General features: G+C 34.8%; 29 protein-coding genes and 1 other annotated feature. Of the genes, 20 read left to right on the top strand and 9 right to left on the bottom strand.

The window, feature by feature from the left end:
- The first annotated feature begins 221 nt into the window (after positions 1–221).
- The 6 genes from QUF91_RS26735 to tyrS all read left to right on the top strand — a co-directional run bounded on the left by QUF91_RS26735 (position 222) and on the right by tyrS (position 5,903).
- The gene (locus tag QUF91_RS26735) at positions 222–521 is read left to right on the top strand and encodes a hypothetical protein (RefSeq protein WP_289419912.1); all 300 of its coding nucleotides are present in this window, start codon (positions 222–224) and stop codon (positions 519–521) included.
- Positions 522–653: 132 nt separating this feature from the next.
- Positions 654–2,222, top strand: coding sequence for a glycoside hydrolase family 10-like protein (locus QUF91_RS26730; RefSeq protein ID WP_285395818.1), 1,569 nt, complete (start codon positions 654–656; stop codon positions 2,220–2,222).
- Positions 2,223–2,319: 97 nt separating this feature from the next.
- Positions 2,320–2,415 carry an S-layer homology domain-containing protein gene (locus QUF91_RS26725; RefSeq protein WP_289419911.1) on the top strand — a complete coding sequence of 32 codons (96 nt, stop codon included), beginning with the start codon at positions 2,320–2,322 and terminating at the stop codon, positions 2,413–2,415.
- Between the two features lie 551 nt (positions 2,416–2,966).
- Positions 2,967–3,470: a GNAT family N-acetyltransferase gene (locus QUF91_RS26720; protein ID WP_285395819.1), complete on the top strand. Its 504-nt coding sequence runs from the start codon at positions 2,967–2,969 to the stop codon at positions 3,468–3,470.
- Positions 3,471–3,782: 312 nt separating this feature from the next.
- Positions 3,783–4,319, top strand: coding sequence for a DUF7010 family protein (locus QUF91_RS26715; protein WP_289419910.1), 537 nt, complete (start codon positions 3,783–3,785; stop codon positions 4,317–4,319).
- A 226-nt stretch (positions 4,320–4,545) separates the two neighbouring features.
- Positions 4,546–4,787, top strand: a binding site (T-box leader).
- A gap of 135 nt (positions 4,788–4,922) precedes the next feature.
- Positions 4,923–5,903 (top strand): tyrosine--tRNA ligase, encoded by a 981-nt coding sequence (gene tyrS / locus QUF91_RS26710; RefSeq protein ID WP_289419909.1) that lies wholly within the window; start codon positions 4,923–4,925, stop codon positions 5,901–5,903.
- A gap of 85 nt (positions 5,904–5,988) precedes the next feature.
- Here tyrS and tnpC read toward each other — a convergent pair whose 3' ends face one another.
- The 3 genes from tnpC to QUF91_RS26695 all read right to left on the bottom strand — a co-directional run bounded on the left by tnpC (position 5,989) and on the right by QUF91_RS26695 (position 8,167).
- Positions 5,989–7,560 carry an IS66 family transposase gene (tnpC, locus tag QUF91_RS26705; RefSeq protein ID WP_289416858.1) on the bottom strand — a complete coding sequence of 524 codons (1,572 nt, stop codon included), beginning with the start codon at positions 7,558–7,560 and terminating at the stop codon, positions 5,989–5,991.
- A gap of 62 nt (positions 7,561–7,622) precedes the next feature.
- Positions 7,623–7,976: an IS66 family insertion sequence element accessory protein TnpB gene (gene tnpB, locus QUF91_RS26700; protein WP_289416857.1), complete on the bottom strand. Its 354-nt coding sequence runs from the start codon at positions 7,974–7,976 to the stop codon at positions 7,623–7,625.
- On the bottom strand, positions 7,973–8,167 hold the full coding sequence (locus tag QUF91_RS26695; protein ID WP_285395386.1) for a hypothetical protein: 195 nt from the start codon (positions 8,165–8,167) through the stop codon (positions 7,973–7,975). Before QUF91_RS26695 ends, tnpB begins: the two co-directional genes overlap by 4 nt.
- 138 nt (positions 8,168–8,305) lie before the next feature.
- Here QUF91_RS26695 and QUF91_RS26690 point away from each other — a divergent pair, with 138 nt between their 5' ends.
- The gene (locus tag QUF91_RS26690; RefSeq protein WP_289419908.1) at positions 8,306–8,497 is read left to right on the top strand and encodes a hypothetical protein; all 192 of its coding nucleotides are present in this window, start codon (positions 8,306–8,308) and stop codon (positions 8,495–8,497) included.
- Positions 8,498–8,628: 131 nt separating this feature from the next.
- Here the strand turns inward: QUF91_RS26690 and QUF91_RS26685 are convergent, their stop codons facing one another.
- Entirely contained in the window at positions 8,629–10,293 is a 1,665-nt protein-coding gene (locus tag QUF91_RS26685; protein ID WP_289419907.1) for a methyl-accepting chemotaxis protein, read from the bottom strand.
- Positions 10,294–10,743: 450 nt separating this feature from the next.
- Between QUF91_RS26685 and QUF91_RS26680 the strand changes: the two genes are divergently transcribed.
- The 4 genes from QUF91_RS26680 to QUF91_RS26665 all read left to right on the top strand — a co-directional run bounded on the left by QUF91_RS26680 (position 10,744) and on the right by QUF91_RS26665 (position 12,982).
- Positions 10,744–11,025: a CD3324 family protein gene (locus QUF91_RS26680; protein WP_285395824.1), complete on the top strand. Its 282-nt coding sequence runs from the start codon at positions 10,744–10,746 to the stop codon at positions 11,023–11,025.
- Between the two features lie 133 nt (positions 11,026–11,158).
- Positions 11,159–11,740: a GNAT family N-acetyltransferase gene (locus QUF91_RS26675; RefSeq protein WP_285395825.1), complete on the top strand. Its 582-nt coding sequence runs from the start codon at positions 11,159–11,161 to the stop codon at positions 11,738–11,740.
- Positions 11,741–11,775: 35 nt separating this feature from the next.
- Positions 11,776–12,348 carry a GNAT family N-acetyltransferase gene (locus QUF91_RS26670; protein WP_289419906.1) on the top strand — a complete coding sequence of 191 codons (573 nt, stop codon included), beginning with the start codon at positions 11,776–11,778 and terminating at the stop codon, positions 12,346–12,348.
- A 130-nt stretch (positions 12,349–12,478) separates the two neighbouring features.
- Complete coding sequence (locus tag QUF91_RS26665; RefSeq protein ID WP_285395827.1) at positions 12,479–12,982, top strand: GNAT family N-acetyltransferase; 504 nt, start codon at positions 12,479–12,481, stop codon at positions 12,980–12,982.
- 114 nt (positions 12,983–13,096) lie between these two features.
- Here QUF91_RS26665 and QUF91_RS26660 read toward each other — a convergent pair whose 3' ends face one another.
- Positions 13,097–13,666: a TetR/AcrR family transcriptional regulator gene (locus QUF91_RS26660; RefSeq protein ID WP_285395830.1), complete on the bottom strand. Its 570-nt coding sequence runs from the start codon at positions 13,664–13,666 to the stop codon at positions 13,097–13,099.
- Between the two features lie 124 nt (positions 13,667–13,790).
- On the opposite strand from QUF91_RS26660, the gene QUF91_RS26655 reads away from it, so the two are divergent.
- The 6 genes from QUF91_RS26655 to QUF91_RS26630 all read left to right on the top strand — a co-directional run bounded on the left by QUF91_RS26655 (position 13,791) and on the right by QUF91_RS26630 (position 18,241).
- Positions 13,791–14,735: a DsbA family protein gene (locus tag QUF91_RS26655; protein WP_285395831.1), complete on the top strand. Its 945-nt coding sequence runs from the start codon at positions 13,791–13,793 to the stop codon at positions 14,733–14,735.
- A gap of 30 nt (positions 14,736–14,765) precedes the next feature.
- A complete protein-coding gene (locus QUF91_RS26650; RefSeq protein WP_285395832.1) occupies positions 14,766–15,068 on the top strand; it encodes a monooxygenase in 303 nt (100 codons plus the stop codon).
- A 204-nt stretch (positions 15,069–15,272) separates the two neighbouring features.
- Positions 15,273–16,130 carry an ABC transporter ATP-binding protein gene (locus QUF91_RS26645; protein ID WP_289419905.1) on the top strand — a complete coding sequence of 286 codons (858 nt, stop codon included), beginning with the start codon at positions 15,273–15,275 and terminating at the stop codon, positions 16,128–16,130.
- A gap of 4 nt (positions 16,131–16,134) precedes the next feature.
- Positions 16,135–16,749 carry an ABC-2 transporter permease gene (locus tag QUF91_RS26640; RefSeq protein ID WP_289419904.1) on the top strand — a complete coding sequence of 205 codons (615 nt, stop codon included), beginning with the start codon at positions 16,135–16,137 and terminating at the stop codon, positions 16,747–16,749.
- Positions 16,750–17,136: 387 nt separating this feature from the next.
- Entirely contained in the window at positions 17,137–17,514 is a 378-nt protein-coding gene (locus QUF91_RS26635) for a GntR family transcriptional regulator (RefSeq protein WP_285395835.1), read from the top strand.
- Positions 17,515–17,626: 112 nt separating this feature from the next.
- Positions 17,627–18,241, top strand: a complete 615-nt coding sequence (locus QUF91_RS26630; protein ID WP_285395836.1) for an ABC-2 transporter permease — start codon at positions 17,627–17,629, stop codon at positions 18,239–18,241.
- A gap of 40 nt (positions 18,242–18,281) precedes the next feature.
- On the opposite strand, the gene QUF91_RS26625 is transcribed toward QUF91_RS26630, so the two are convergent.
- Positions 18,282–19,901 (bottom strand): hypothetical protein, encoded by a 1,620-nt coding sequence (locus tag QUF91_RS26625; RefSeq protein WP_289419903.1) that lies wholly within the window; start codon positions 19,899–19,901, stop codon positions 18,282–18,284.
- A 2-nt stretch (positions 19,902–19,903) separates the two neighbouring features.
- Positions 19,904–20,680 carry an ABC transporter ATP-binding protein gene (locus tag QUF91_RS26620; RefSeq protein ID WP_289419902.1) on the bottom strand — a complete coding sequence of 259 codons (777 nt, stop codon included), beginning with the start codon at positions 20,678–20,680 and terminating at the stop codon, positions 19,904–19,906.
- Positions 20,681–20,817: 137 nt separating this feature from the next.
- On the opposite strand from QUF91_RS26620, the gene QUF91_RS26615 reads away from it, so the two are divergent.
- The 3 genes from QUF91_RS26615 (at position 20,818) to QUF91_RS26605 (ending at position 24,115) form a co-directional block, all read left to right on the top strand.
- A complete protein-coding gene (locus QUF91_RS26615) occupies positions 20,818–21,519 on the top strand; it encodes a class I SAM-dependent methyltransferase (protein WP_289419901.1) in 702 nt (233 codons plus the stop codon).
- A gap of 222 nt (positions 21,520–21,741) precedes the next feature.
- The gene (gene pdxR / locus QUF91_RS26610; protein WP_289419900.1) at positions 21,742–23,190 is read left to right on the top strand and encodes a MocR-like pyridoxine biosynthesis transcription factor PdxR; all 1,449 of its coding nucleotides are present in this window, start codon (positions 21,742–21,744) and stop codon (positions 23,188–23,190) included.
- Positions 23,174–24,115 (top strand): D-alanine--D-alanine ligase, encoded by a 942-nt coding sequence (locus QUF91_RS26605; RefSeq protein WP_289419899.1) that lies wholly within the window; start codon positions 23,174–23,176, stop codon positions 24,113–24,115. The genes pdxR and QUF91_RS26605 overlap by 17 nt, the downstream gene beginning before the upstream one ends.
- Positions 24,116–24,258: 143 nt before the next feature.
- Here QUF91_RS26605 and QUF91_RS26600 read toward each other — a convergent pair whose 3' ends face one another.
- Both QUF91_RS26600 and QUF91_RS26595 read right to left on the bottom strand, forming a co-directional pair.
- Positions 24,259–25,098 (bottom strand): YitT family protein, encoded by an 840-nt coding sequence (locus QUF91_RS26600; protein WP_289419898.1) that lies wholly within the window; start codon positions 25,096–25,098, stop codon positions 24,259–24,261.
- Positions 25,099–25,264: 166 nt separating this feature from the next.
- On the bottom strand, positions 25,265–25,411 hold the full coding sequence (locus QUF91_RS26595; protein WP_289419897.1) for a hypothetical protein: 147 nt from the start codon (positions 25,409–25,411) through the stop codon (positions 25,265–25,267).
- Between the last annotated feature and the right edge of the window lie 295 nt (positions 25,412–25,706).

The raw sequence follows: 25,706 nt of genomic DNA, 5'->3' as shown, positions 1-25,706 counted from the left end.
TTAAGATCCCGATAGAATTTCCTGTGAAACGAAAAATTTGGTCTTTGCAAAAAAAAACAAGCGCCTCGGTACGATAGGGTTGCATACAAGGTCGATGCCTCGAAATTAAACACCAATGTAGCTTTGTAAAAAAGATTGATCGTTTATAAAAAAGATTGATAATTTGTAATAAAGTTTGGTAAAAATCATCTCGTTAGTTATCCTTTGAGATGATTTTTTTATTGGACATTTATGTTAAAACTGATGTTTATCTTGTGAAGAATTTCTTCCAATCCTTCCACCGTATGGTCCACTTTTATCAAACGAACTTAACAATTGACCAAATGATTGCTATTCAACGCTCTCATAAAATTGGCGTCAAGAATATTAAACAAATGGAAATTACCGGTGAAGGGAGAATAATTGGGGATTTGTGGTATTATATAGTGAGCGAAGAAACAAGAATAAAATTTTCCAACGAGCTTCGCAAACAATCGAAATTACCAATAGAGGGTCCTACTGACAAAATGATACAGACCTAATTACTGTAAGACCTTTTTGGAAGGATAAATCAGTTCCTACTTTTATAGAATAGGCTGATATGGTATTTACTTAGGTTATAGTAACAGCTAGGTTTTAATAGCTGAGAATTAAAAGGAGAGATTTCATTAATTATGTTTAAAAATTTTTTTGGAAAGTGCATAGTAACTTTTTTTGTTTTACTTTTACTTATCCCTGTTTTTACAAATCAAAAGGCTACAGCTAATTCACTACCTCAAAATGAAATGCGTGCAGCATGGATTGCAACAGTATCTAATATTGATATGAAGGCAGGTATGAGTAAAACCCAATATACTCAATGGGTTCAAAGTACCTTAGACAAATTAAAAGCTGATAACTTTAATACAGTTATTTTTCAAGTTAAGCCATTAAATGATGCACTGTACCCGTCTAAGCTTGCTCCATGGTCATCGTATATAACAGGCAATAAACAAGGGACCAATCCGGGTTTTGATCCATTGCAAATAATGCTGGACGAAGCACATAAGCGAGGATTAGAACTTCATGCTTGGGTAAACCCATATAGGGTCACTATGCCTTCGCAATCTTTGTCTAATCTTGCTGCCGATAATGTAGCCCGTAAAAATCCTAATTGGGTAGTGAAATACGGTAAACAATACTATTTAGATCCTGGTTTGCCGGAAGTTCAAAATTACTTATTATCAACCATAGAAGAATTAGTAAGCAACTATGATATCGACGCTGTACATATGGATGATTACTTCTATCCTTATAAAATAAAAGGAGAGACTTTTCAAGATCAACAAACTTTTAAAAAGTATGGTGGCTCATTCAAGAATATTGAAGACTGGCGCAGAAATAATGTTAATCAATTAGTAAAAAAGGTTTATGCAAGCATTAAGGCAATTAAACCTCATGTTCAATATGGAATATCTCCGTTTGGAATTTGGCGAAACAAAGGGCAAGATTCTACTGGTAGTAACACGAATGGAATGAGTAACTACGATGATCTTTATGCTGATACAAGACAGTGGATTAAAGATGGAAGTATCGATTATATTGCTCCTCAAATCTATTGGTCCAGAAATCATAAAGCAGCAAATTACTCTGTTTTATTAGATTGGTGGGGAAGAGAAGTTCAAACGTACGCAAAAGTCCATCCTGTTAATCTATATATTGGCATGGCTAATCATAAAGTTGGAAATGATTCTGATACTGCATGGAATAATAAGACGGAACTTATCAGCCAAGTAATCGCCAACAGAGCAAATAAAAATGCTCAAGGACAAATGCATTTTTCTCTAAGAAGTATTAACAATAACGCTCTTGGATATGCTTCTTATCTAAATCAGCAACTATACAATTATAAAGCTTTAACACCTACAATTTATTGGAAAGACTCTGCAATACCTTTATGTCCAACTGATGTTAAATTGAGTAAAGAGTCTTTCGGCATGAAGCTTACTATTACAGATGAAAATAGTACTCAACCAAGGAAATATGTAATATACCGATTTGATGGAACAAAAGAAGGATCATATGAAGACGTTAAAAATATAGTAGACGTGGTTTATAACACACAAGGTAATACTATTTATGTAGATACTATTGCAAATAAAAGTAAAGTATACACATATGGTATAAAGTCTATATCTGCTACAGGTGTGGAAAGTAAAACTGCTTTTGTTCTAAAAGACGGAAAGCCTTACCAGCAGCAATAGAGCCAACACCTGAAGGGCCAGAGCAACCAGAAAAACCTGTAGATCCAAAGCCTAATATTACATTCAATGATATCTCCACGAAAACTGGGCTAAGGACATGATTGAAGACATCGCAGCTCGTGGTATTATCACAGGCTATCCAGACTGCACGTTTCGACCGAATGAACCAATTAAACGTAAGCATATTGCATGATTGCACGGACTTTAGAGCTAACACTTATACGAAAGGACGTATCATTTAGTGATGTATCAACGGATCATCCATACTATGAGGCAATTACAAGTTTACAATAGGCAGGTATTGTAAACGGTTCAAACGGGGCATTCAGTCCAGATGAATCGCTAACACGTGCACGAATGGAGGAAATACTTGAACTCGCATTTGGTATCCCACCAGCTGGGAATAGGGAAGGCCAACGAGTCTTATATAAGCCTTAGTGCTTTGTTTGACACCCTCTGGCCATGTTCCTCCATTAAAGGGCGCTTTAATGGAGGAAATATCATAGAAATGATCAAACTTTTTTATAAAAACCAAACTTAAATTTGCTAGAGAAGAATCCATTTTGATCAATCTTTTTTCAAAATGGATTCTTTTATTTATCGAACATGTTTATGAGGTGGTTTTAATCAAAAAATTTATTTCAAAGAAACACCAGCAACTTTAGATGATTTTCGCACCATCTTTTGCATAATTAAAAATATGAGTATTTCGAAAAAAGAAAAGGACAGGAGTTAAAATCAAATATGTTTGAGGATGCTAAAAAAATAGTTTTTAGGCCTTTAAAAAGTGATGATTATAAATTTGTTCTTCATTGGAGTATGGACGAAAAGTTTTGTGAAGCTAATGGGTGGGAAAAAAATCGGGATGAAGAAGAATTATATAATTGGTGGCAATGCTGTGTGAATATGGATCGTAAGGATTTTATTCGCTTAGGAATTGAATATGAGAAAAGATTAATTGGTTATGTAGATTTAGCAGAGATTCAAAATAGCCGTGCAGAAATAGGTATTGCTATTGGTGAAAGTCAGTTGTGGGGAAAGGGTATAGGAACTACCGTAACCCGAATGTTTATTAATTATGCGTTCGAGAAGTTTAGTATTACAAAATTTTATAGTGAAACACATGAAACTAATTATCGTTCAAGAAAAATGATGGACAAGTTAGGTTTTAAAGAAATTAGTAGAAACGGGAGCGAATTTTATTTAAACAAGGAAACACCTCTTATACAGTATAAATTGTATCTGTAGTTTTACTTAGGGGGCTATGTTAAATTATTGTATTTCTAAAAATATACAACTTGTATATAAGTTGATTGGAGTAAAGGTTAGACACCACTAGGTAAGCACCCAGTCGGAACGGAAATTAACCACACGTTATGGTGATGAGCCACGATACTATATCTCTTAAATTAAAGAAGTAAAAATGAGATTTAATCAACGGTATAACCATCTAGATGGATGAAATATCTTTGAATGGTAAAAATTAAAAAAAGTAATAGAAAATTATTCTAAAAAATGTTATATATTATATTGGAAACATATTAATAGGAGCTGAGTTTTTTGGAATTAAATACATCGAGAGATGATATAGCACTGCGAGGGAAGCGAGGTTTACATTTTATCCTTGCATCAATAATTATTTGGAGTTCAATTTTTATAATATGGTTGCTTCCGATAAATGATATATCAACTAGAAATTTATTAACATTTTGTTTTACTGCAGTACTTTTACCATTGGCTTTTCTAATTTCGAAATTAGTTAAGGCAGAATTTTCAACCAAAGATAACCCATTAAATAACTTAGGTATAATATTTTCCTGTAATCAAATTTTATATATTTTGATTGCTATATGGATTTATCAAGCAGTTCCTGAAAAATTAGTTATGATATTAGCTATAATATTTGGAGCGCACTTATTACCTTTTGGATGGTTATATAAATCTAATGCATATTATGTAATGGCTATAATCGTTTCTTTAACGTCTTTGATTATAGGAGTTAATTTTAGTCCAACAATATTGGCTCTTGTTATGATCTTTTTGGAGATTGTATTTTCAATATGGTTATATTTCGAAATGAAAAATGTTAAACAGTAGGATAGCTATAGTCCCAACAATAATTGGGAAAAAAATTTAAGCAACGCATTTTGATCTTTGTTCAAACTAGATGCCACCAGGAAAGCACCAAGTCGGTATGGAAATCAATCTGCGGTAGTTTAAAAATTAGGCAGAAAATTAATTTATTGACAATTTGAATAATAATACTATAATAATCAACAAGATTGCATAACGAAGAATTGTTGAAAACAATTTGGAGTATAAGAGTAAAGCGTTGAAGAGAACGAGTAATTTTAATGGAACTTACAGAAAGTAGCCGGTTGATGAGAGGCACAAGGAAAGTTAAAATGAATACATCTTGGAGCTGCGTACCGAACTTTAGTAGGCTACGACGGGTTTGCATCCGTAATCAATGCAAAGGTATCGCAATTTAGCCGTACCTATTGAGGAGAGTTATGTGAATGACTCTTAAATTAAGGTGGTAACACTTTCATACACGTCCTTTAGGTTAATTCCTAAAGGGCGTTTTTTTTATCTTCATTCAGCAGAAGAGCATCTGCTGAAATGAAGATAAAGCCTCAGGCAGATGTCACGGATTTTTGCTCTTGCAATATTAATTCAAAATTTAAGGAGTTGTATTGTATGTTTTTAAAACCAGAGGAACAATTAGAAATTATTCAAAAAGGTGTAGATAAGATTGTTAATGCAGAAGAGTTATTAGCAAAATTGGAGCATTCTTTTAAAGAACAAAAGCCTTTAACGATTAAGCTCGGTTTAGATCCTTCTGCACCAGACATTCATTTAGGGCATGCTGTTGTTCTACGAAAAATTAAACAAATGCAAGATTTAGGTCATCGTGTTGTAATTATTATCGGCGATTTTACAGGCCGTATAGGGGATCCAACGGGAAAGGCAAAAGGGCGCGTCGCACTAAGTGATGACATTGTAAAGGAAAATGCTAAAACATATTGTGAGCAAATTTTTAAAATTTTAGATAATGAAAAAACGACTGTACGTTTTAATAGTGAGTGGTTATCAAAATTAACATTTGAAGAAGTCATTAAATTAGCTGCGACCACTTCTGTAGCGCGTATTTTAGAACGTGATGATTTCCAAAAACGCTATAACAGTCAAGTGCCAATTGGTATTCATGAATTCTTCTATCCTTTGATGCAAGCGTATGATTCAGTCGAAATTTCTGCTGATATTGAATTAGGGGGTACCGATCAAACGTTTAATATTTTAATGGGGCGTACTTTACAAAAGCATTTAGGATACGAAAAACAAATTGCTATCTTCATGCCGTTATTAGAAGGCTTAGATGGTGTTGAAAAAATGAGCAAAAGCTTAGGGAATTATATTGGAGTAAATGAAGCACCAGAAGTAATGTTCAAAAAAGTAATGGAAGTACCTGATGCATTAATTATTAAATACTTTGAGCTAGCAACAGATGAGCATCCTAAAGTGATTGAGGAAGTGAAAAATCGATTATCAAAAGGTGAAAATCCTCGAGATATAAAACTAGAATTAGCAGAGATTATTACTACTTTATATTATGGTGAAGAAGCAACGAAGGGAGCGAAACAATATTTTGAAACAGCATTTCAAAAGAAACAAATGTAAGCCCGAATTCAAAAAAATATGCGCACCTCACGGCACGCACGACAAATGGCCAGCTTTCTGATGTTTTTTCAGATAGCTGGCTTTATTATGCACATGTAGCTTGAATCGACTCGGACCAAGGCATGTATTCTTGTAATAATTCTGGTTGTTGATGAATTGCGAGATTGGGTAAATCCGTCAAAAGCTTGACGAGGTATTTATAGAAATCTACACCATTCGCTTTTGCTGTTTCCGCTAGACTTAAGCAGATTGCATTGGCTTTTGCGCCCGCCTCACTGACAGAAAAGAGCCAGTTCTTCCTTCCTATCACGGTTGGACGGATCGCATTTTCGGCTGGATTATTATCGATTTCGATTTGCCCATTATACAAAAATGCTTTTAGTTCATTTCTTCTGTTCAACGTATACTCTGTTGCTGTGGCTAATGCGTTTTTGCCAAAGAATTGAGACTTTTCGAGCCAGTTAAAAAACTTCCGAATGACCCGTCTTGCGTAGCGCCATCTCATTTTTCGACGTTGCTTCGGCGGCAGCCCTTTGAATTTTTGCTCTAAAGCGTAGAGCTGATTACAGTAGGCCAAACCAATACGTCCGTTCTTGCTATCGACTTTTAACCAATAACGTCGAACGTGCGCCCAACAGTTGGCGAATGTGATGTTGGGTAACTTATCATAGGCAGAGTAGCCATCACAAATAATGGTGCCCTCAAAATTGGCCAAATATTCCTCCAATACCGTTCGACTTCGCGTTAACGCATGTTCAAATAGAATGATTACTGGCCCCTCAGTTGGGACTGTTCGGAATACCCAGTTATACGCGTTTGATTGTGCTCGCTTTCCATCAGAACGATTCAATACTTGGGCAACAGTTTCATCAATATGAAGTAGCGTTTTGACTGAAAGGACATTTTTCATCTCTTCATAAATTGGTAATAGCCACTCTTCTGCAACACGAATCACCCAATTCGAAAGATTTTTATCATTGGTGATTAAACCCGTACGTGCCCATTCTTTTACTTGGCGATAAAGTGGTAGGTAGAGTGAGAATTTATCATAGATGACTTTCGCCAACACCGTTGGCCCTGCGATGCTACGAGGAATCACTGCCATCGGCGCTTTCCCACGTTGAATAAACTGATTTTGTTCACGATCTTTTTTACATTGCTTACACTCATAGGCATGCTCAATATGCTGCACACGCACCAACTTGGCCGGAATAAACGCTGCTTCTTCACGGGTAATTGTGGAGCCGATTTCATGTAACTGACTTTGGCAACAGTCACATTGGAGATTTACTGGATGATGGTGAATTTCTTCCACTTCCACACCTTCTACGAATGAATCGTTACGCTTTTTCTTTTTATTTAAACGGGTCACTGTATACGTCACAGTTTCCGTGCTTTGTTCTTCTGTTTGCTCAGACCCATTAAAAGACGGATCATTATCGAATAACGAACATTGTCCATCTGGTGGTTGGTATTTTGACTTCTCCGAGCGCGAACCATAAATCATTTTGGTTAACTGGCGAACTTGTTCAGACAAGTATTTATTTTGGGCGAGTGACACGTCTAACTTTTTAGAAAGCTCTTCGTTTTGTTGCTTCATAACAGCGAGTTGCTCTTCTAATAAGTGAATTAATTTTTCTGTTGTTTCCATACTCATCTTGTTCACCACATTTCCGTTCAAATTATCTGCGGTTAATTATACCATTTAGAAAGTAGTGATTAAAAGACACCTTTTGCAGATTTCTGTATTGCCCTCGGTTGTTGAAGAGATAAACCTTCCAATAACCAACGCAATTCTTGTTGAGATAGATTTCGTACTTCCTTTTCATTTTTGGGCCATTGTAGCCTGCCATTGTCTAGACGTTTATAAAGTAGTGCAAAGCCGTCACCGTCAAAATAAAGACATTTATAGCGGTCCTTACTTATACCTGAAAATAAAAAAATCGAGTCACTATAAGGGTCCAGTTCAAACGAGTCCTGAACGAGGGTCGCTAGACCGTCAATCCCTTTACGCATGTCAGTTTTCCCGCAGACAATATAAATATTTTGCACGCGCGTAAAATCATGCTTCATTTTTGAACCAGCTCCTTCATCACAGCTTGAATGATGTGCTCATCTACGCCATTGAAGAAGGAGATTTCGCCCGCAGCAGTTTTAATCAGACAGCTTGGCCCAGCTGTCTGTTGGAAAGAATTAGTCGAGGTTGTTTCAGTTGGTATGGGATCCAGTTTAACTGGTACAATGGTTAATTTGTTAGTTGACATAAGGAAAGCACCTCCTTAGATAGATACATCTATCGTACCGGAGGTGCCAGGTTGTTTATATGCGTTATTTGATTACGGGCTTACAAACAAATCCCTGATAATATACCGTAAGTGCTAATTGAAATAGGGAAAGAATCTGTGCTAGATATAATTCCAGCATTAATGGCTAAAAACTATATAAAAAGTAAAAGTGAATTTATACGATTAATTAAACAAAATGGTGTTTCTTTAAATGGTGAAAAAATTACAGTAGATGACACTGACCGAGTTTTAATGAATGAGGAGGTTTTACAAATTGGGAAGAAACGATTTATTCGGTTTATAAAATAAGGGACCAAGTTGTACTTTTTTAGTGGAATAGTCATAAGGATTCCTTTACGAAGTGTTTGTAATCAAACTAACCAGTTGCTAAAAAAAGCTGATTCAGAGAATCAGCTTTTTTACTATAGAAATCAATATAATTAAATAGTGAATTTTTTCATTTCATCTCTTAGAGCATCAGCAATAGCATCTAGTTCCTTAGCTTTTTCAGAAACGGTCTCGATGCTTTTCATTTGTTCATTTGCGGAAGCGGAAACTTGTTCTGTTCCTGCAGAGGTTTCGACTGCAGAAGCAGAGATGTTTTGAACCACACCAATGATTTGCTCTTTGCGCTCATTCATCTCGTGAGATAAATGTTTCACCTCTTGTGCTACTTCACTCGTTTGGTCTAGAGCTGCCTTTATTGTATTAAATATCTCACTCGTATTTTCTGTAGCTTTTGCATTTTGTTCAACAATGCTAAGGCTTGTACCAATTTCCTGTACAGCATTTTTAGAAATATCCTGAATGGCGGTGATTTTGTTCTTAATATCTTCAGTTGCTATAGATGTCTGTTCTGATAATTTTCGAATTTCATCAGCAACTACTGCGAAACCTTTTCCTGCTTCGCCTACGCGAGCTGATTCAATGGATGCATTCAGTGCCAATAAATTCGTTTGAGTCGCGATATCTGTAATTGTATTGACAATACTTGATATATCAGATGAAGTTTTGTCTACTTCCTGAACGATATTACTTACCTGTTGTGAAGACACACGATTCTTCTCTGACCAAATAGAGAGTTGGTTGACGGTTTCCACACCTTGATTACTTAAGTGATCAATATCCTCTGTCATGGAAGCGATCTTCTCTGTTTGCGCCATAACGCGATCAATGTTTACAGAAAGTTGATTTAATTGTTCAGCACTTTGTTCTGTGTCATGAGCCTGCTCTTCTGTAGCTTTTGCTATTTCATTAATGGCTGAGCTAATTTCATCAGTTGTACGTACCGTATCTTCTGATATTTGCATCAGAATCTTTGAGGAATCTGATAAATCGGAACTTGTTTTATGTATGTTGACGGTAACATCCTTTAATGCTGATCGCATGCCAGAGATGCCTTTTGCCATGAGACCAATTTCATCTTGATGATTTAATAACTTCTCTAATTCTGGATTTTCTGTAAAGTCTAAGCTTGCTGTTTGATGAATGGCCTTTTCAAGATTTTTAATGGCAGCCACAATGCGACCAATAATCCACCACATTAAAGCACCTATAATTAAAAAGCTTACTACACCGGTAATAATCTGATAGCTTAGAACAGAGTTTGTAATTGATTGAATGCCGCTTTCAGGCACCCCAACGTCGAGCACGCCATAAAGTTTGCCATCCTTATAGATAGGCTCCATTATGTCATATGTCCAAATACCTTGAACTTCAGCGTACCATCTTGTGAACTGATTTTTCCCGTTTTTAGCCCCATCAATCGTGTAATCATCCTCATACACTTTTCCTAATTTATTTTTATCACTATGTGCCACCGCTTGAACGTTTGTATCAATGACAACTGCATAAGTCACATTATCTTGTTTTGATTTTGTTTCCACAAAATTTTGTAAAGATGGAATGGGGTCACTCTCTGAATTTAAGATGGTTTCCGCTTGTTTTGCCATTTCAAAGACTTGTTCGTTGGCTTTTTCAATTAATACTTCTTTGCTATTTTTTCCAACAAACCATACTCCGAATACAGAATTGACTACAGATGACAATAATAGTAAACCTAATGTAAATAACAATAATCGACGCTTAATACTTTTACTTTTCATATAGTCTCCCCTTTTAAAATAATGAATATGTAAATTGAGTTATTGAGGTTCTTTATGCCTATAAAAACTCAATAAATTCTTGATTTCCAACTATAGTATTATGCAAAAAAAACGAATTGTCAATAATGGTTTATATAAGACTTATTACTTAATGAATGAGAAAGTAGGGTGTAAAAGTCCTTTTATTGATTGATGAATTTTGATGTTTTGAATAGGTTAAAAATCTCTGTTTTAGAAAATGAATAGTAAGTTGGTAAAACGAAAATCAACCACACGTTATGGTGATGAGACTATGCTTCAAACTATATGGTATAATATGGGTTAGACTTACTGAGATACAAGGGGGATTGTTTGATGAGAAGGTATACTATTTCTGCATAGCAAAGGCTATTGCAATATAAGATAAATAGCTTTTGCTCTTCCTAAAAAAATTTCATTTAGGAGTGCAATATGAGCTATAAAAAAGCAAAGCATATTCTACCAGCTGAGTTACTTGAGTTAATACAAGAATATGTTGATGGTGAATATATTTATATACCGCGAAGAGCAGAACATAAAAAGACTTGGGGATCTAGTACTGCAACAAGAAAAGATTTGGAAGTAAGAAATTCTACTATTTATAACGATTATCTATCGGGAGTGGACACGGCTACTTTAGGTGAAAAATACTATTTGTCCTCAAAGAGTATTCAAAGAATTGTACTAGAAGAGAAAAGAAGAAGAATAGAATAAGCCAGTGTGGTTTTTAACTGCATTGGCTTATTTTCTTTTATGAAATATGTATGAGGTTTTTTCCAGGAATAGAGGTCAGCTATAATCTAATCAGATTCTTTTGATTTTCATTCAAAAAATAGGAGAGAAAGAAATGAACTTTTCCAAATTATTAGGAAGCACTTTCCCAACAGTACAAACTGAACGAATTAAATTAAGAAAGTTGAAGTCGGAGGATGCTCCTACGTTATTCAATTATTATTCAAATGAAAATGTATATCGATATCTCGATTGGAATGGACCAGAAACTTTAGAAAGAAGTTATGAAGTAATTAACGCTTGGAACGAAGGCTATGATGAAGGTTGGATTATTCGTTTTGCTATTGCAAACAAAGTAACTGATGAAATTATTGGTACTATTTTCTTGAGTGAATTTGCAGGCAAACGAGCTGAAATTGGCTATGAATTATCTGAAGAGTATTGGCATCGTGGTATTATGTCGGAAGTTATTAAAGAAGTATTATCAATAGGATTTAATCAGTTAGGTTTAGTAAGAATACAGGCAATTGTTACGGAAGAAAATATAGCTTCTAAGAAGTTATTGACGAAATTCAACTTTAAGGAAGAAGGCTGCTTAAGACAATTTGAATGCCATAGTGTTACGGGAGAATGTAAAGATATGTTGATCTATAGTTTGTTGCATACAGAGTTTTTGCAGAAGAATGACGAGTATTGATCTAGATACATATATCACAAGGACTAGGGGTGGGTATGAACAATTTATTTACAATTGACTGTGGTGAAATATTACTAAGAGAATTTAGAATTGAAGATGTGGATGCGATTTATGAGCTTACCTCGCAGCCTGAAGTCTATGAGTATTTGCCAGATTGGCGTTCAACGAAAGAACAACGATTAAACTGGGTTACAAATTATGAGGCTCCAGATAATAAGGAATTTTTGGCTGCGGTTCCGAACATCGACGGGGTAAATTGTTTAAAGTTAGGAATAGTATTAAAGGAAACAGGCGAATTTATTGGCTTTTGCAATACATGTATGAAAGAAGAGCTGCGTGAACCAAATCGTGAAATCGCCTATGCTATTTCAAAACATTACAGAAATCATGGATACACAACAGAAGCTGTAAGAGGATTAATACGCTTTTTATTTGAAAATACAGATGTGGAACTACTTAATGCTGTTGTTCTTCCTCATAATGTAAGCTCCATTAAAGTAATTCAAAAATGTGGTTTTTGTTTTAATGGAAATGTAGAAATTGAAGGAGTGCAACATTACCATTATATTCTCCATAAAGACAAATGGAAAAGCAATATACAAGCTTAAACAATGATTCCAATTTAAAATAAACTCTTCGATATGATATCGTAAAAGTTTTATTTTCTCTTTTTTCCAAATGTGGATTGCGCTATGTATATAATAGCTATAGAAAATTTAAGTAAGGGGATGAGTTCGTTTGGACATATCAATTAATAGTTTACAAGAACGTGATGCTGAAGAATTGTATCAGTTTGAAAAGAATAATAGATTATTTTTTGAACAAATGGTACCTAGTCGTGGGGAAGATTATTATAAGTTTGAAACGTTTAAAGTAAAACATAGAGATCTTTTAGCTGAACAACAAGAAGAAAAATCAAAATTCTACTTAATAAGGGATAACTCAGGCGATATTATTGGAAGAATAAATTTAGTAGATATAGATAAAACGAATGATATAGCAGAAGTTGGTTACAGAGTAGGTAAAGAATATGGTGGCAAGGGGATAGGGGCTAAAGCCTTAAAGCTACTATTAGAAACAGAGATTAGTGTGAAGAAGATTAAAGCAAAAACAACAACAAATAATATTGCATCTCAAAAGATTCTTGAAAAAAACGGTTTTAAACAAGTGTGTGTAAGTGATGATGAGTTCGAGATGAATGGTGAAAAGCTGCAGTTCATCGATTATATTTTGGAACGCTAAAAGCTCACCTGTTTTTAAATCGTTAATTTAAGTAGAATCTTCATGTACTATAAAGAGCATGTTTTGAAAGGAGTGTTCAAAACATGCTCTGCTTTTATGTGATAGAACATTTTCCTAGTTTTTAGAATCAAAAGTAATCCCAGATAGTATATAAGGAACTGATAATTTAATAAATTCTTCTGGGGATGTATTCATACTATTTTTTCTCCATTCCACAGAAGCACCGTAAATTCCCCAACTTAGAATGACAGCAGTAGTTTTTAGAGCTGCATCCTCTTGTATCTTTTTTTGTTTTAATAACATCTTGTAAAAAATGATTTCGAGATGCTCCCTAATAATTCGGGAGATAGTATCTTCGTATCCTCTATGACAACGGTTAGATAAAGATGTTTGAAAGTTCGTTATGGCTGTAAAAATACGAATAATAGATTCTTCATTTAGTTCGTTTTTCTCAAAGCTACTACAATTTAAATTAATTAATAATACCTCGGATAATACCTTTTCCAATAAGTCATAGACATCCTCAAAGTGATAATAGAATGTTGCGCGATTAATCATAGCCTCTGTTGTAATATCTTTCACAGTAATACTCTTAAATTCTTTTTTACCTGAAAGTTCAATGAAAGAATCCATGATTAATTTGCGAGTACGAAGAACACGAAGGTCAGTCTTTGGTTGAGTCATATTGTTGTGTCACTCCTCCCACTTTTTAAACAATTCCTGCAATGTGTTGTATAAACGACAAATCTAATGAACTATTGGTATTGTTTATCTTCATTATTTACTAAACTATGCTTATAAAGCAAATATGAGTCGGAAAGTGGTGAATATAGTGACGAACAATAATAATTTAATCTGTGATTTAGAAACAGGCGTCTGTGGTGTTACAGAAAATGATGAGATGCAGGTGATTGATTTCAATCAAAAAAGGAACTCGATTGATTTATATTATGTGACAGACCCAATTTGCTCTCATTGTTGGGCATTAGAGCCAGTCCTTCGTCGCTTTGTCGTGCAATATGGTCATTATGTCAATTTCCATACGGTAATGGGAGGTTTGCTAGAAAAGTGGGCTGGCTTTGCCGATGTATCTAACGGCATATCAAGTCCATCAGATGTTGCAGGACACTGGAGAGAGGTTGGCGAGCATAGTCGTATGCCAATTGATGGTACGCTGTGGTTTGAAAATCCCATTCAATCATCCTATCCTCCTTCTAGAGTCTTTAAAGTGATTCAAAAACAAAGTGGGGCATTAGCAAATGTATTTTTACGCCGTGCAAGAGAAGCCGTTTTTGTATTTAATCAAAATATTGCAGAGGAATCTGTTTTGATTGAAATCGTCAATAATCTTGGACTTGATGGAGAAAAAGTTGTAAAAGAAGCTGAACTACCAATTGGACAGCAATTATTAAACGAAGATTTTGAGCTAGCTTCACAACTAGGCGTTAGAGGATTTCCAAGCATTATCATGTTAAACGGAGAAAATAAAGGTGTAAAAATTGTTGGCAGCCGAACGTTAGAGTCCTATGTTGCTGGGTTAAAACAAGTTCTTAATGTAGATGAACTCCAACCAAAACAACAGCCAACACTCTTTAGTTTACTTGAGAAAGAAAAGCTACTATTTTCGAAAGAGATTGAAGAAATGTATGATATTGAGCAAAAGGATATCAACATATTTGTTGAAAAAGAGCTTTCATCAACTGCTTTTGATACGAAAGAATTGCTTGGTGAAACCTATTTTGTAAATAAATAATTGTAGAACAAACTAAATGGGAGTGTTATCGTGAAATATTTATTACAAGTTGATTTTGCAATGGATGGACCATTCGGTGAAGAAATGTCTGAGGCATTCGCTGATTTAGCGAAAAGTATTAACGAAGAGACGGGTATGATTTGGAAGGTTTGGACTGAGAATGCCGCGACCAAAGAAGCTGGTGGGATATATTTATTTGAAACCAAAGCAGAAGCTGAGAAATATTTAATTATGCATTCAGAGCGATTAACAAGTTTCGGTATTGCAAATATCCGTGGGAAAATCTTCGAAGTGAATGAAGTATTATCAACAATTAATAATGCGCCGATTTAGGGCTATATTTAGAAATAGTGTCAACTAGAGCATGAGATTTGTGATTTAACAATCTCATGTTTTTTGTGTTCAATAATAATTTTACTTGCAAAATAAGTTTAATGTGTATATATTGTATATAAAGTATATATACATTATTAAAAAGAGTATTTGCCTTAAGGAGCTCAAGGAAATGCTTACATTATTGCATACGGAGGATGGATGATGGAAAATGTCATTGAATTACAGCATGTTCATAAATCTTTTAAAGGATTTCAGATAAAGGATTTTTCTATTAACGTAAAAAAGGGCTTTGTCACTGGATTTATCGGGGGAAATGGTGCAGGGAAATCTACAACAATAAAATTAATTATGAACCTACTAAAACAGGAGAGTGGTACTGTTTCAGTGTTTGGGATGGATTATAAGAAGCATGAAAAAGAAATAAAGGAACGTATTGGCTTTGTCTATGATGAAAATGTCTTTTATGAAAATATAACGTTAAAGGATATGAAAAGGATTATTAAACCAGCCTATAAAAACTGGGATGATAACGCCTTTCAACGTTATGTTGATCAGTTCGAACTACCATTGAACAAAAATATGAAGACCTTTTCAAAGGGGATGAAGATGAAAGCTTCGTTAGCCATAGCTCTAGCTCATCATGCAGAATTAATTATTATGGATGAGCCAACTGCCGGCCTAGATCCGATATTTCGTAGAGAGTTACTAAATATTCTACATGAATTAATGCAAGATGAAGATAAAACGATTTTCTTTTCGACACATATTACAACAGATTTAGATCGTATTGCTGATTATATTACCTTTGTTCATAATGGCGAACATATATTCACGAAGGAATTTTATAAGATTGAAGAGGAATATGCCATTGTCAAAGGGACATTGAATTTATTGGATCAGGAAACGGAACGAGAGTTTATTGCAATCCGAAAATCGAACACAGGCTTTGAGGCATTAACAGCGAATAAAAATCGTGTGGCAAACATATTTGGGGATTCTGTAATTATGGAAAAACCAACGCTTGAAGATATTATGTACTATACGAAAAAAGGATGGTAATGGGATGGTTAATCTAATACTTAAGGATGTTTTAATACAAAAGAAAGTGATTTTATTTTACATTGCTACTATTATACTTTATTTATTAATAGATATTCCCCTAGTGAATATAGGATTCTTATATAGCATGGCTTTTATCACTATGTCCTTTTCTTATGATGAAAAAGATAACGCTAATATTCTGCTTAATTCGCTTCCATATACGAGAAAGGAAATTGTTAGCTCGAAATATATAGGTTCATTGATATATACATCACTAATTATATTCATTACTTATTTAGGTAATTTCCTCTTAAACGGAAAAGAGGTATTGTTTTTATGGAAAGATATATTGCTAATTATCGGTCTTGTTATGGTAGCTATTTCATTCATACTTCCAATCTGTTATAAATTTAAAACACAATCTTTAATGATTGCTGTAGGTGCTTTATTTGGTATGTACATGGTAATCATTAATTATTTATCTCCTACTCTTAAGGATACATTAAAAGACCTGATACAAAAGTTCATGACTTTACAAGAAATTCAAATGTATTTTGTAGCTTTCCTTACAATCATTATTTTATATGTGGGATCATGGCTACTATCTATTCGTATATATGAGAGAAAGGTTTTTTAAAATAAAACAGCTTGAGCCTAGTGATGTAGGCTCAAGCTGTTTACGTGCGTTTTAAAAGCTATCTTATAACGAAATCCGGGCATCGTCGATTTCATTATAATTTCTTCCGATGCTGATGTAACATATGATGGTGTACAAGCTGTCTGTTGTTATAAAGCTGGGATAATTTTTGTGAAGCAGAAAATTATACTCAAAACAATATACAATGTAATCTCTAAGTGGAAAGACATTATAAATCCAATTTGTTTTATATTTCCCTAATGTCCAAGCATAAGTACAGCTGACGAAATAATTAGCATGTAGAAATAAAAATTTACATGGCACATGCTAATGGAATAACCAACGTCTTCTGTGCTGATCACATAAAAATAAAGAAGAGGTATTTGCATGCAAATTATTATTTCAAACAGTTCAAAAGAGCCGATTTATGAGCAGATTTATGCTCAAATCAAAAAACTTATTTTAACAGGTGAATTACAAGAGGGGCAGTCATTGCCGTCTATGCGCCAGCTTGCAAAGGATTTAGAAATTAGCGTTATTACAACAAAACGCGCTTACGAAGAGCTTGAAAAAAACGGATTTATTTATTCTATCGTTGGAAAAGGTTCGTTCATCTCCGAACAAAATAAGGAAATGATGAGAGAAAGAAAAATAAAGGTAATCGAAGAAAATCTGTTGATTGCCATTCAAAACGCTAAAGAAATGAACATTGGCTTAGCAGAGCTCAAGGAAATGCTCACATTATTGTATTCGGAGGATGAGTGATGGAAACAGCTGATAAAAATCGTGTGGTAAACATATTTGGAGATTCTGTTATTGTGGAAAAACCAACGCTTGTAGATATTATGTAGTATACGAAAAAAAGGATGGAAATTGTATGGTTAATCTTATACTTAAGGATATTTTAATACAAAAGAAATTGATTCTATTTTACATTGCAACTATCATACTTTATCTATGGATAGATACGTCCCTAGTGCATATAGTTTCTATATATAGTGTAGTATTTATCATGAATGCTTTTTCTTACGATGAAAAAGATAACGTAAATACTTTGCTTAATTCGCTTCCATATACGAGAAAGGAAATTGTCAGTTCAAAATATGTAGGTGTATTAATATTTACAGTTTTATTTATAATCATTACATCTCTAGGCGATTTCCTCTTAAATGGGAGAGAGGTATTGTTTTTATGGAAAGATATATTGCTAATTATCGGTCTTGTTATGGTCGCCATGTCATTCATGCTTCCAATCTCTTATAAATTTAAAACGAAATATTCACTGATTGCTGCAGGCGTTTTATTTGGTATCTATCTAGTAACAATTAAATTTTTGATTCCTAATTTTAATGATCAATTAAGAGAATTGATTCAAAAGTTTATGACTTTACAAGAAACGCAAATGTATTTCGTAGCTATCCTAACAACTGTTATTTTATATATTGGATCGTGGCTACTATCTATTCGTATATATGAGAGAAAAGCTTTTTAAAGTAAACGGCTTGAGCCCAGTAATCTAGGCTCAAGCCGTTTTACGTACGCCTAAACACAAGTTTCCATAGAACGAAATTCGTGATGACAAGCGCGATTAAGTAAATTATTGCACCATAGGAAATACGAGCTACCATGAAGTAATGCAGTCCTGCTAGAGCACCCAATGGAATGACCAACAAAAGCGTTTTCCAGCCCTGAGCATCACCAATTTCATTATAAGGCTTTGTGAAAGGAATCTCGCTTCCGGTGCTGATGTAGCAAATGACGGTGTACATACAGCTAGTCACTAATACAATCAGTAAATCTGGGATAATTCTCGTACCGTAAATGAAGCAGAAAATGATACTTAGAAAAATATACAATGGAATATACAACTTAATCAGAAAAGCTTTTAAGCTACCTTTTTTTAAGTCTGTATAATCTTTGAGTGGCAAGACTTTATAGATCCAAGCTGCTTTATACTTTTCTGAATGTCTAAGCATTAGCACAGCTGACGGAATAATGAGCATGCTGAAATAAATATTTAAATAGCCCATACTAACGGAATAATCAACATCTTCATTCCTTGAAAGAGTAAACATAAAAATAAATGGAATGATAAAAGAAAAGCCTAAAGATGGATATACTTTCAGTTTAAACTCTCGCTCTTGTTTCATCATAAGGGAGGCGAAGCGGTAGAACGCTCTTTCTTCATTCGTTCTACAAATGATTTTTAACAAAAGCGTCTTAAGTCGATTGTTCTTTTCTTTTTTCGATTTGCTTGTGCTTAATAGTTTTTGTAAATTACGTTCAAAGGTCGGAGTCAGTTTTACATAAAGCCAAATCGATAGTATGGGTATGACGATAGCAAAAATGCAGTAGACCACTGTAAATAAAGAGGTGTCGCCATTTAGCAAAAGCTCATAAGGAGCGGCAAACCACATTGGGATAAGGAAAATGCTCCACCAATGAAATGCTACCACCATATCAAAATTGACGAATTCAAAGGACCTAATAAGAACTTGATAGCCAATCATCAGCATTAATGATAAGCCGATTTGCACATAATTAATAACATCCTTCAATTTTTCTCCATCAAAGAATCGTAAAATAGCAATATATAAAATGGCGGTAAGAGCAACAATAAATAGATTGATGAAGATTAGCTCAAACACCGTTAAAATAAAGAATGCAATTCCTTGATTGAACAAGCCGACTAAAAGTGGAATTGCTGTTAATGCAATGGTTAAATACGTCAAATAGATAAAAATGTGCATGAACTTTGCCGCATTAATCGTTCTAGCAGAGATAGGCTTAGTAGAAAGAATGCTTCTATCCCTAACATCCAACAGAACGGAAGAAAAATCAGAAATCAAAGATGTCATTATTAAAAAAATAATCATTGAATATGAAATACTCATTTGGAAAAGAAAGTTTTGACCAAAGCCCATAAACGGAATTAGCACCAGTCCGAATAAAGTATAGATCCATAAAGATTTAATATAGCCATATTTTTGATTGTCCTTTTTGTTGGATTGGTTAAATAATGTCGGTACTTTGCGTTCATCCATCGTTAACTTAATATGGAGAATCTTTCTCATGGTTTCGTAATCAATGCCCATTTTTACAAAAATAAATTGAATTTTATCAAGCAGTTGTAGGGTTTTGAAATCGTTCATGATCATACCTCTTGTACTATAGAAACGAATTTCTCACCAATTTCCTTATGCTCATGGAAGCCTGTTAATTGATTGAAAATCTTTTCCAGAGTCCCTTCGGTATTGTCTGCTTGTAGTTGGGTAAATGTCCCATCGGCAGCGATTTTTCCATCATTCAACAAGATGATACGACTACTGATTTTTTCTACAACATCCATAATGTGCGAGGAGTAGAATATTGTTTTTCCTTGGGCAGCCAGTTGAGTCAAAATTTCTTTGAAGATCATCACACTATTCGCATCTAGCCCATTAATTGGTTCATCCAAGAACAAAAGATCTGGATTATGTATCAGGCTGGCGATAATCAGCAGTTTCTGCCGCATTCCTTTAGAATAAGAAGATATTCTTGCATGATACGCTTCTCCGACTCCAAACAATTCCATTAAGGATTTAGATTTATCAGCAACAGCCTCTAATTCAAGACCATAAAGCTGGCCAATAAAGGTTAAATACTCATAACCAGTTAAGTTATCATAAACATCTGCTATTTCTGGTACATAGCCTATTCTTCGTTTATATTCAATGCAATCTTGCCCAATATTCTCTCCGAAAAGCTTAATTTCTCCACCGTAATCGCCTTCAATCCCTAAAATGATTTTGACAGTTGTACTTTTACCAGCGCCGTTCGGACCGATATAACCAATTATTTCTCCTCTTGAGACGTGCAAGTCGATTCCTTTCAATATTTCCTTGTTACCATAATTCTTCGTCAAATTCGTAATCGTCAAGATTTCTTCCATGTTGCAGCTCCTTTCTGTTTATCATATGTTTATCTTATGTTTAGTGTAATCGATTTGGGGAGAATATCCATAAATATAGTATAATAAAAAGAAAGAATATTTCGTTTTCTGTAAAAAAGTCAGAACGGGGGCGTGAAATGTTAATTAATTCGAATGAACAATTGCTTGTTTTATTGGATAATGTATTGCGTGAACCACAAAATTTTTGGAATGAATTTTATGATCAAACATTTAAAAAGATACCTTTCTTTGTAAATAAACCTGATGAAAATCTAGTAAGCTATTTTGAAAATAAGATCATTCAGCCAAGAGAAGTTCTAGAGTTAGGTTGTGGTCCAGGACGAAATGCCATTTACTTAGCTAAGCAAGGTTGTTCAGTTGTTGGTGTTGATATATCGGATAAAGCATTGCAATGGGCGCAAAAGAGGGTTGATGAAGCAAACGTGAATGTAGATTTAATGTGTGCCAATATTTTTGAGCTGGATTTACAAGAAGAGAGTTTTGATTTTATTTATGATTCAGGCTGTTTTCACCACATAGCCCCTCATCGGCGTGTGACGTATATTGAATTGGTTCACAAATTATTAAAACCTAATGGATACTTCGCTTTATGTTCGTTCGAGGAACATGGTGCATATGGCGGTTCTGCCATCTCTGATGAAGAAGTTTATATAAAACGTAGCTTAGCAGGCGGATTAGGGTATACCAAAAATCAGCTAAGAGAAATCTTTCAGTCATTAGAAGCAATTGAGATACGAAAAATGATAGCCATGTCCGATGAAGACGAATATTTCGGTTTGGAAGGATTTTTAGTAGGTTTATTTAAGAAAATTGATTAGGTGGTCAGTTGATATAGTAAATTAAAGTTCAATTGTCCAAGTATGTTTTAACTCCCATTTTGATTTATTTTTTTCAAAATGGGAGCTTTTCTTTTATTATAAACACAACGCTTACAATATATATTGTTTCTTTGAGCAACCACTTCGAAAGAAAATTCCTGATGGCGTGGACCTTTTAGGTTAAATGTAGTTATGCAAAAATGAAGCAAGGGGGTCAAGGGAGTGTTTAATGATTTTAAGCTTATAGATGATCGTCCGGTATATGTGCAGTTAAAGGATTATTTAAAGGAAATGATTGTAAAGGGACATCTGCTGGAGCATCAGAAGCTTCCGTCTACCCGTGAACTAAGTAAATTATTATCAGTCAGCAGAAATACGGTACTGTATGCATATGCAGATTTAGAGCAAGAGGGTATCATCTATGCGATGAAGGGAAAAGGGAACTTTGTAGGAAAGGTTGCAACATTAAAAACAACATCTATTGAACTTAACTGGAAGGGAAGACTCAATAAAGCTACCTTGTTAGCGGATGAAATTGATTTAATGCGGCAAGATATTCACTGGGAAAAAGGCATGATTTCATTTAATAGTGTTGCCCCTGAAGAAAAGCTTTTTGATGTTGAAAATTTCAAAAGAGCTTTTCTGACTCGGATGTCCCTTGAAGGGGATATCGTGTTGAATTATGGATATGCAAAGGGCTATAAACCTTTAATCGAGTACCTTCTGCACTATATGGAAATGAAGGGCGTCGATATTTCCAATAAAGATATTTTGATTACGAATGGCTTTACAGAGGGACTGGATATTTTATTATCCTCCTTAGCTAAAAGATCTGGGCGTGTGATTTGTGAAAATCCTACACACCATGCGGCATTAAAGCTTTTTCGCTTACATGGACTTGAAATACACGGGATTGACATGAGGGATGATGGTATCGATATTTGCCAAGTTGAGAAAAGCTTATCGGAAAAGGAATTTGATTTTGCTTATCTCATCCCGTCCTATCATAATCCGACTGGGATTGTTACCTCCTCTGAAAAAAGGAATGAAATTATTAACCTTTTTTCGAAACATGAAATTCCTATTGTGGAGGATGGTTTTAATGAGGAATTACGTTATTCAGGCTCCCATTTCGCACCGTTAATGACCTTTATCGGAGCGGGTAACAACGTTATTTATATTAGTAGCTTTTCAAAAATTTTATTTCCAGGCTTACGTGTTGGTTGGATTTTAGCAGATAAGCAACTCATCCACTGTTTGGAAAGTATGAAAAGGGCGCGTACTATTCATACATCAACACTAGATCAGGCTGTCCTTTATCAATATTTACAGGACGGCTATTTTGAAAAGTACTTAAAAAAAGCCAGATCGGTCTATAAGAAAAAATATGAGCTAGCCCGTCAAGCTTGCAAGCAATATATTCCTTTTAAAAGAATGACTGGAGATGGTGGTCTTCATCTCTTTATTGAGCTGGAGGAAGGAATAAACGCTCGAATCTTATTAGAAAAGTGCTATAAAAAGGGAGTTGTTTTTTATCCTGGGGATGTTTTTTACACGAATGGTGGGGGAAGCAATACATTTCGATTAGGATTTTCTCGGTTACAGGACGAGGATATTGTCCGTGGTATTCAAATCATAGGCGATACTTTAAAAAATGATATGGGGAGTTGAAACAGTGAGAGTTGGCGTTATTATGGGAGGGGTATCCTCGGAAAAACAAGTCTCAATTATGACAGGGCAAGAAATGATTGCTCATTTAGATAAGAGTAAATATGAAGTTGTAGCAATTGAACTACATGATAAAAAAGAGCTTATAGAAAAGGTGAAAAACCTCGATATAGCCTTGTTAGCGCTTCACGGGAAATTTGGAGAAGATGGAACGATTCAAGGTGTGCTAGAAACGATGGGTGTTCCATATACCGGAAGTGGAATACTATCAAGCAGTATTTGTATGGATAAAAATATATCGAAGAAAATTTTACGTTATGAGGGCGTTGAAACACCAGACTGGCTTCATTTTTCAAATATAGAAGAGCTTCAGTTAGATGAAATAGAAAAAATGGGCTATCCGCTAGTCGTAAAACCAAATTCGGGTGGCTCTAGCGTAGGCGTACAAATAGTACATGATAGTGAATCTTTACTAGCCACTGTTGCTGAAGTATTCAAATGGGACTCTGAAATGATTATTGAAAAGTATATTAAGGGCGATGAAATAACATGCGCTATTATGGATGGTAAACTTTTACCTATCATCTCAATCAGACATACTGCAGCGTTTTTTGACTATAAGGCGAAGTATGATGATGCAGCAACAATTGAAGAGGTTGTTGAATTACCACCTGCAACTCATGAACGTGTTGCAAAAGCTGCAAAAGCCTGCTATGACGCATTAAAATGCGGTGTTTATGCCAGAATTGACATGATGGTGAAGGATGGAATCCCATATGTCATGGAGGTCAATACATTGCCAGGGATGACCCAAAATAGCTTGCTACCTAAAAGTGCACTTGCGGCTGGAATAACTTATACAAAACTTTTAGATAGGATTATTGAAATTTCCCTACAGGTTAGGGGAAATGGGGATATTGAAAGGTGACATTTGTAGAACGTAAACCAACCCCACGTTATGGTGATAATCCAGTATGAGTAGCTAAAAATTCAATAGAAAAAACACCTCTTTGTTGATTTTTAAAGGGATAATCCCAATTTTCAACAAAAGGTGTTTTCTCAGTTGTCTAATTAAGCTTTTGATAATTCAATAAATCCATGTCCAAAGACATCTCGTACATCGTGAATTGCGATAAAGGCATCCTTGTCTATTTCTTTGACGATTTTCTTTAGCTTTACAACTTCTTGTTTGCTAATGACAATATAAAGAATTTCTTTTTGTTCTTTTGTATAATAGCCATGGCCTGATAGGACTGTGACGCCTCGATTCATAAAACCATTCACTTGACTGGCAATCTCTTCGGGCTTTTTCGAAATAATCGTAACTGCTTTTTTAGGATTTACACCTTCAATCACAAATTCCATTACCTTCGTCCCGACATATAGCATAATAATAGTCAGCATTAATGCTTCTGCCCCGATAATAAAATAAGATGAAAAAGCCACAATTAAATCAAAGAATAATAAGCCGTAACTAATACTCCAGCCTAGATATTTGTTTGTCATTCTAGCTAAGATCGTTGAACCTGCTGTTGTTCCGCCAACTCTTATAATTAAGCCTATACCAACTCCAGCAAAAACCCCTCCAAAAATAGTATTCACAATTATTTCATTTGAAGAAATAGACCATGACTCTGTCAAATGTAAAAAGAGTGAATGGAAGGATACGGCAATAATCGTATAAATAGTCGTTTGCCTACTTAAAAATCTATTGCCAATCACTAATAAAGCTGCATTTAGCACAAAGCTCACAATACTTGGCGACCATCCAAACAGATAATACGCGATGATGGTAATCCCTGTTACGCCACCTTCACCTAAATCATTAGGAATAACAAATAAGTTTACAGCCAGCGCAAAAAGCAGCGATCCAAGCATAATTACTAAAATATCCATAATGTATTTTTTCATACACACACCACCATAAAAAATTGAATTTTTTCCTAAGTACAATACTATATCAAGTTCTATTCATTTTATATACTTTTTGGAATGTTCGTTTGCGATAAATCTATATTTCTTAGTATGCCCTTTGTTAGTGAGAAAATTGAAAATTATATGAGAATAGAAGAAATGGCTAATGGTGACGTCGAAATACTTTGAATAAATTGGGTTCATCACCAAAACGTGTGGTTGATTTCCGTTCCGACTGGGCGCTTTGTTGCTGTCGCTTCGCTTTCGCACAGAACAGAGCTTCCAGGGGGCGTCCGATGAGCCGCTTCACTCGCGTTGCTCGCTCCAGGGTCTCATCTGTGACGATAATCCCCTAGGAGTCGCCCAGCCTCCACTCCAATCAACAATGCAAATAATATTTTTAAAAATGTCACCCACAACTTTTGGTTGCGAGCCATAAATTGGTATCACAGAGATTGGCGCGACCGAGCCGTTTTTATAGGACGTAATACTTTATTAAAAAGGGGTAATCTTATCTGAGGTATGTACATTTCTTCAGCTCTTTGCATACGATACCTTTATCTACATTCAGTAGAAGACTCTCACCTCTAAAGGAGCTGGCATGA

Origin of the sequence: Lysinibacillus sp. G4S2, from assembly GCF_030348505.1 — a bacterium.
Classification (GTDB): Bacteria; Bacillota; Bacilli; order Bacillales_A; family Planococcaceae; genus Lysinibacillus.
The sequence above is the reverse complement of the archived record's forward strand: the minus strand, read 5'-3'. Positions and strand labels throughout refer to the sequence as shown.

What these genes read in the sequence shown, in the direction of transcription:
- QUF91_RS26695 (WP_285395386.1), bottom strand. Translation starts at nt 8,167, where the DNA reads ATGTCAACTAACAAATTAACCATTGTACCAGTTAAACTGGATCCCATA.
- QUF91_RS26605 (WP_289419899.1), top strand. Translation starts at nt 23,174, where the DNA reads ATGATATGGGGAGTTGAAACAGTGAGAGTTGGCGTTATTATGGGAGGG.
- QUF91_RS26620 (WP_289419902.1), bottom strand. Translation starts at nt 20,680, where the DNA reads ATGGAAGAAATCTTGACGATTACGAATTTGACGAAGAATTATGGTAAC.
- QUF91_RS26635 (WP_285395835.1), top strand. Translation starts at nt 17,137, where the DNA reads ATGCAAATTATTATTTCAAACAGTTCAAAAGAGCCGATTTATGAGCAG.
- QUF91_RS26630 (WP_285395836.1), top strand. Translation starts at nt 17,627, where the DNA reads ATGGTTAATCTTATACTTAAGGATATTTTAATACAAAAGAAATTGATT.
- QUF91_RS26680 (WP_285395824.1), top strand. Translation starts at nt 10,744, where the DNA reads ATGAGCTATAAAAAAGCAAAGCATATTCTACCAGCTGAGTTACTTGAG.
- QUF91_RS26685 (WP_289419907.1), bottom strand. Translation starts at nt 10,293, where the DNA reads ATGAAAAGTAAAAGTATTAAGCGTCGATTATTGTTATTTACATTAGGT.
- QUF91_RS26600 (WP_289419898.1), bottom strand. Translation starts at nt 25,098, where the DNA reads ATGAAAAAATACATTATGGATATTTTAGTAATTATGCTTGGATCGCTG.
- QUF91_RS26655 (WP_285395831.1), top strand. Translation starts at nt 13,791, where the DNA reads ATGAGTCGGAAAGTGGTGAATATAGTGACGAACAATAATAATTTAATC.
- tnpB (WP_289416857.1), bottom strand. Translation starts at nt 7,976, where the DNA reads ATGAAGCATGATTTTACGCGCGTGCAAAATATTTATATTGTCTGCGGG.
- QUF91_RS26730 (WP_285395818.1), top strand. Translation starts at nt 654, where the DNA reads ATGTTTAAAAATTTTTTTGGAAAGTGCATAGTAACTTTTTTTGTTTTA.
- tnpC (WP_289416858.1), bottom strand. Translation starts at nt 7,560, where the DNA reads ATGAGTATGGAAACAACAGAAAAATTAATTCACTTATTAGAAGAGCAA.
- QUF91_RS26725 (WP_289419911.1), top strand. Translation starts at nt 2,320, where the DNA reads ATGATTGAAGACATCGCAGCTCGTGGTATTATCACAGGCTATCCAGAC.
- QUF91_RS26645 (WP_289419905.1), top strand. Translation starts at nt 15,273, where the DNA reads ATGGAAAATGTCATTGAATTACAGCATGTTCATAAATCTTTTAAAGGA.
- QUF91_RS26675 (WP_285395825.1), top strand. Translation starts at nt 11,159, where the DNA reads ATGAACTTTTCCAAATTATTAGGAAGCACTTTCCCAACAGTACAAACT.
- QUF91_RS26660 (WP_285395830.1), bottom strand. Translation starts at nt 13,666, where the DNA reads ATGACTCAACCAAAGACTGACCTTCGTGTTCTTCGTACTCGCAAATTA.
- QUF91_RS26670 (WP_289419906.1), top strand. Translation starts at nt 11,776, where the DNA reads ATGAACAATTTATTTACAATTGACTGTGGTGAAATATTACTAAGAGAA.
- QUF91_RS26625 (WP_289419903.1), bottom strand. Translation starts at nt 19,901, where the DNA reads ATGAACGATTTCAAAACCCTACAACTGCTTGATAAAATTCAATTTATT.
- QUF91_RS26615 (WP_289419901.1), top strand. Translation starts at nt 20,818, where the DNA reads ATGTTAATTAATTCGAATGAACAATTGCTTGTTTTATTGGATAATGTA.
- QUF91_RS26720 (WP_285395819.1), top strand. Translation starts at nt 2,967, where the DNA reads ATGTTTGAGGATGCTAAAAAAATAGTTTTTAGGCCTTTAAAAAGTGAT.
- tyrS (WP_289419909.1), top strand. Translation starts at nt 4,923, where the DNA reads ATGTTTTTAAAACCAGAGGAACAATTAGAAATTATTCAAAAAGGTGTA.
- QUF91_RS26640 (WP_289419904.1), top strand. Translation starts at nt 16,135, where the DNA reads ATGGTTAATCTAATACTTAAGGATGTTTTAATACAAAAGAAAGTGATT.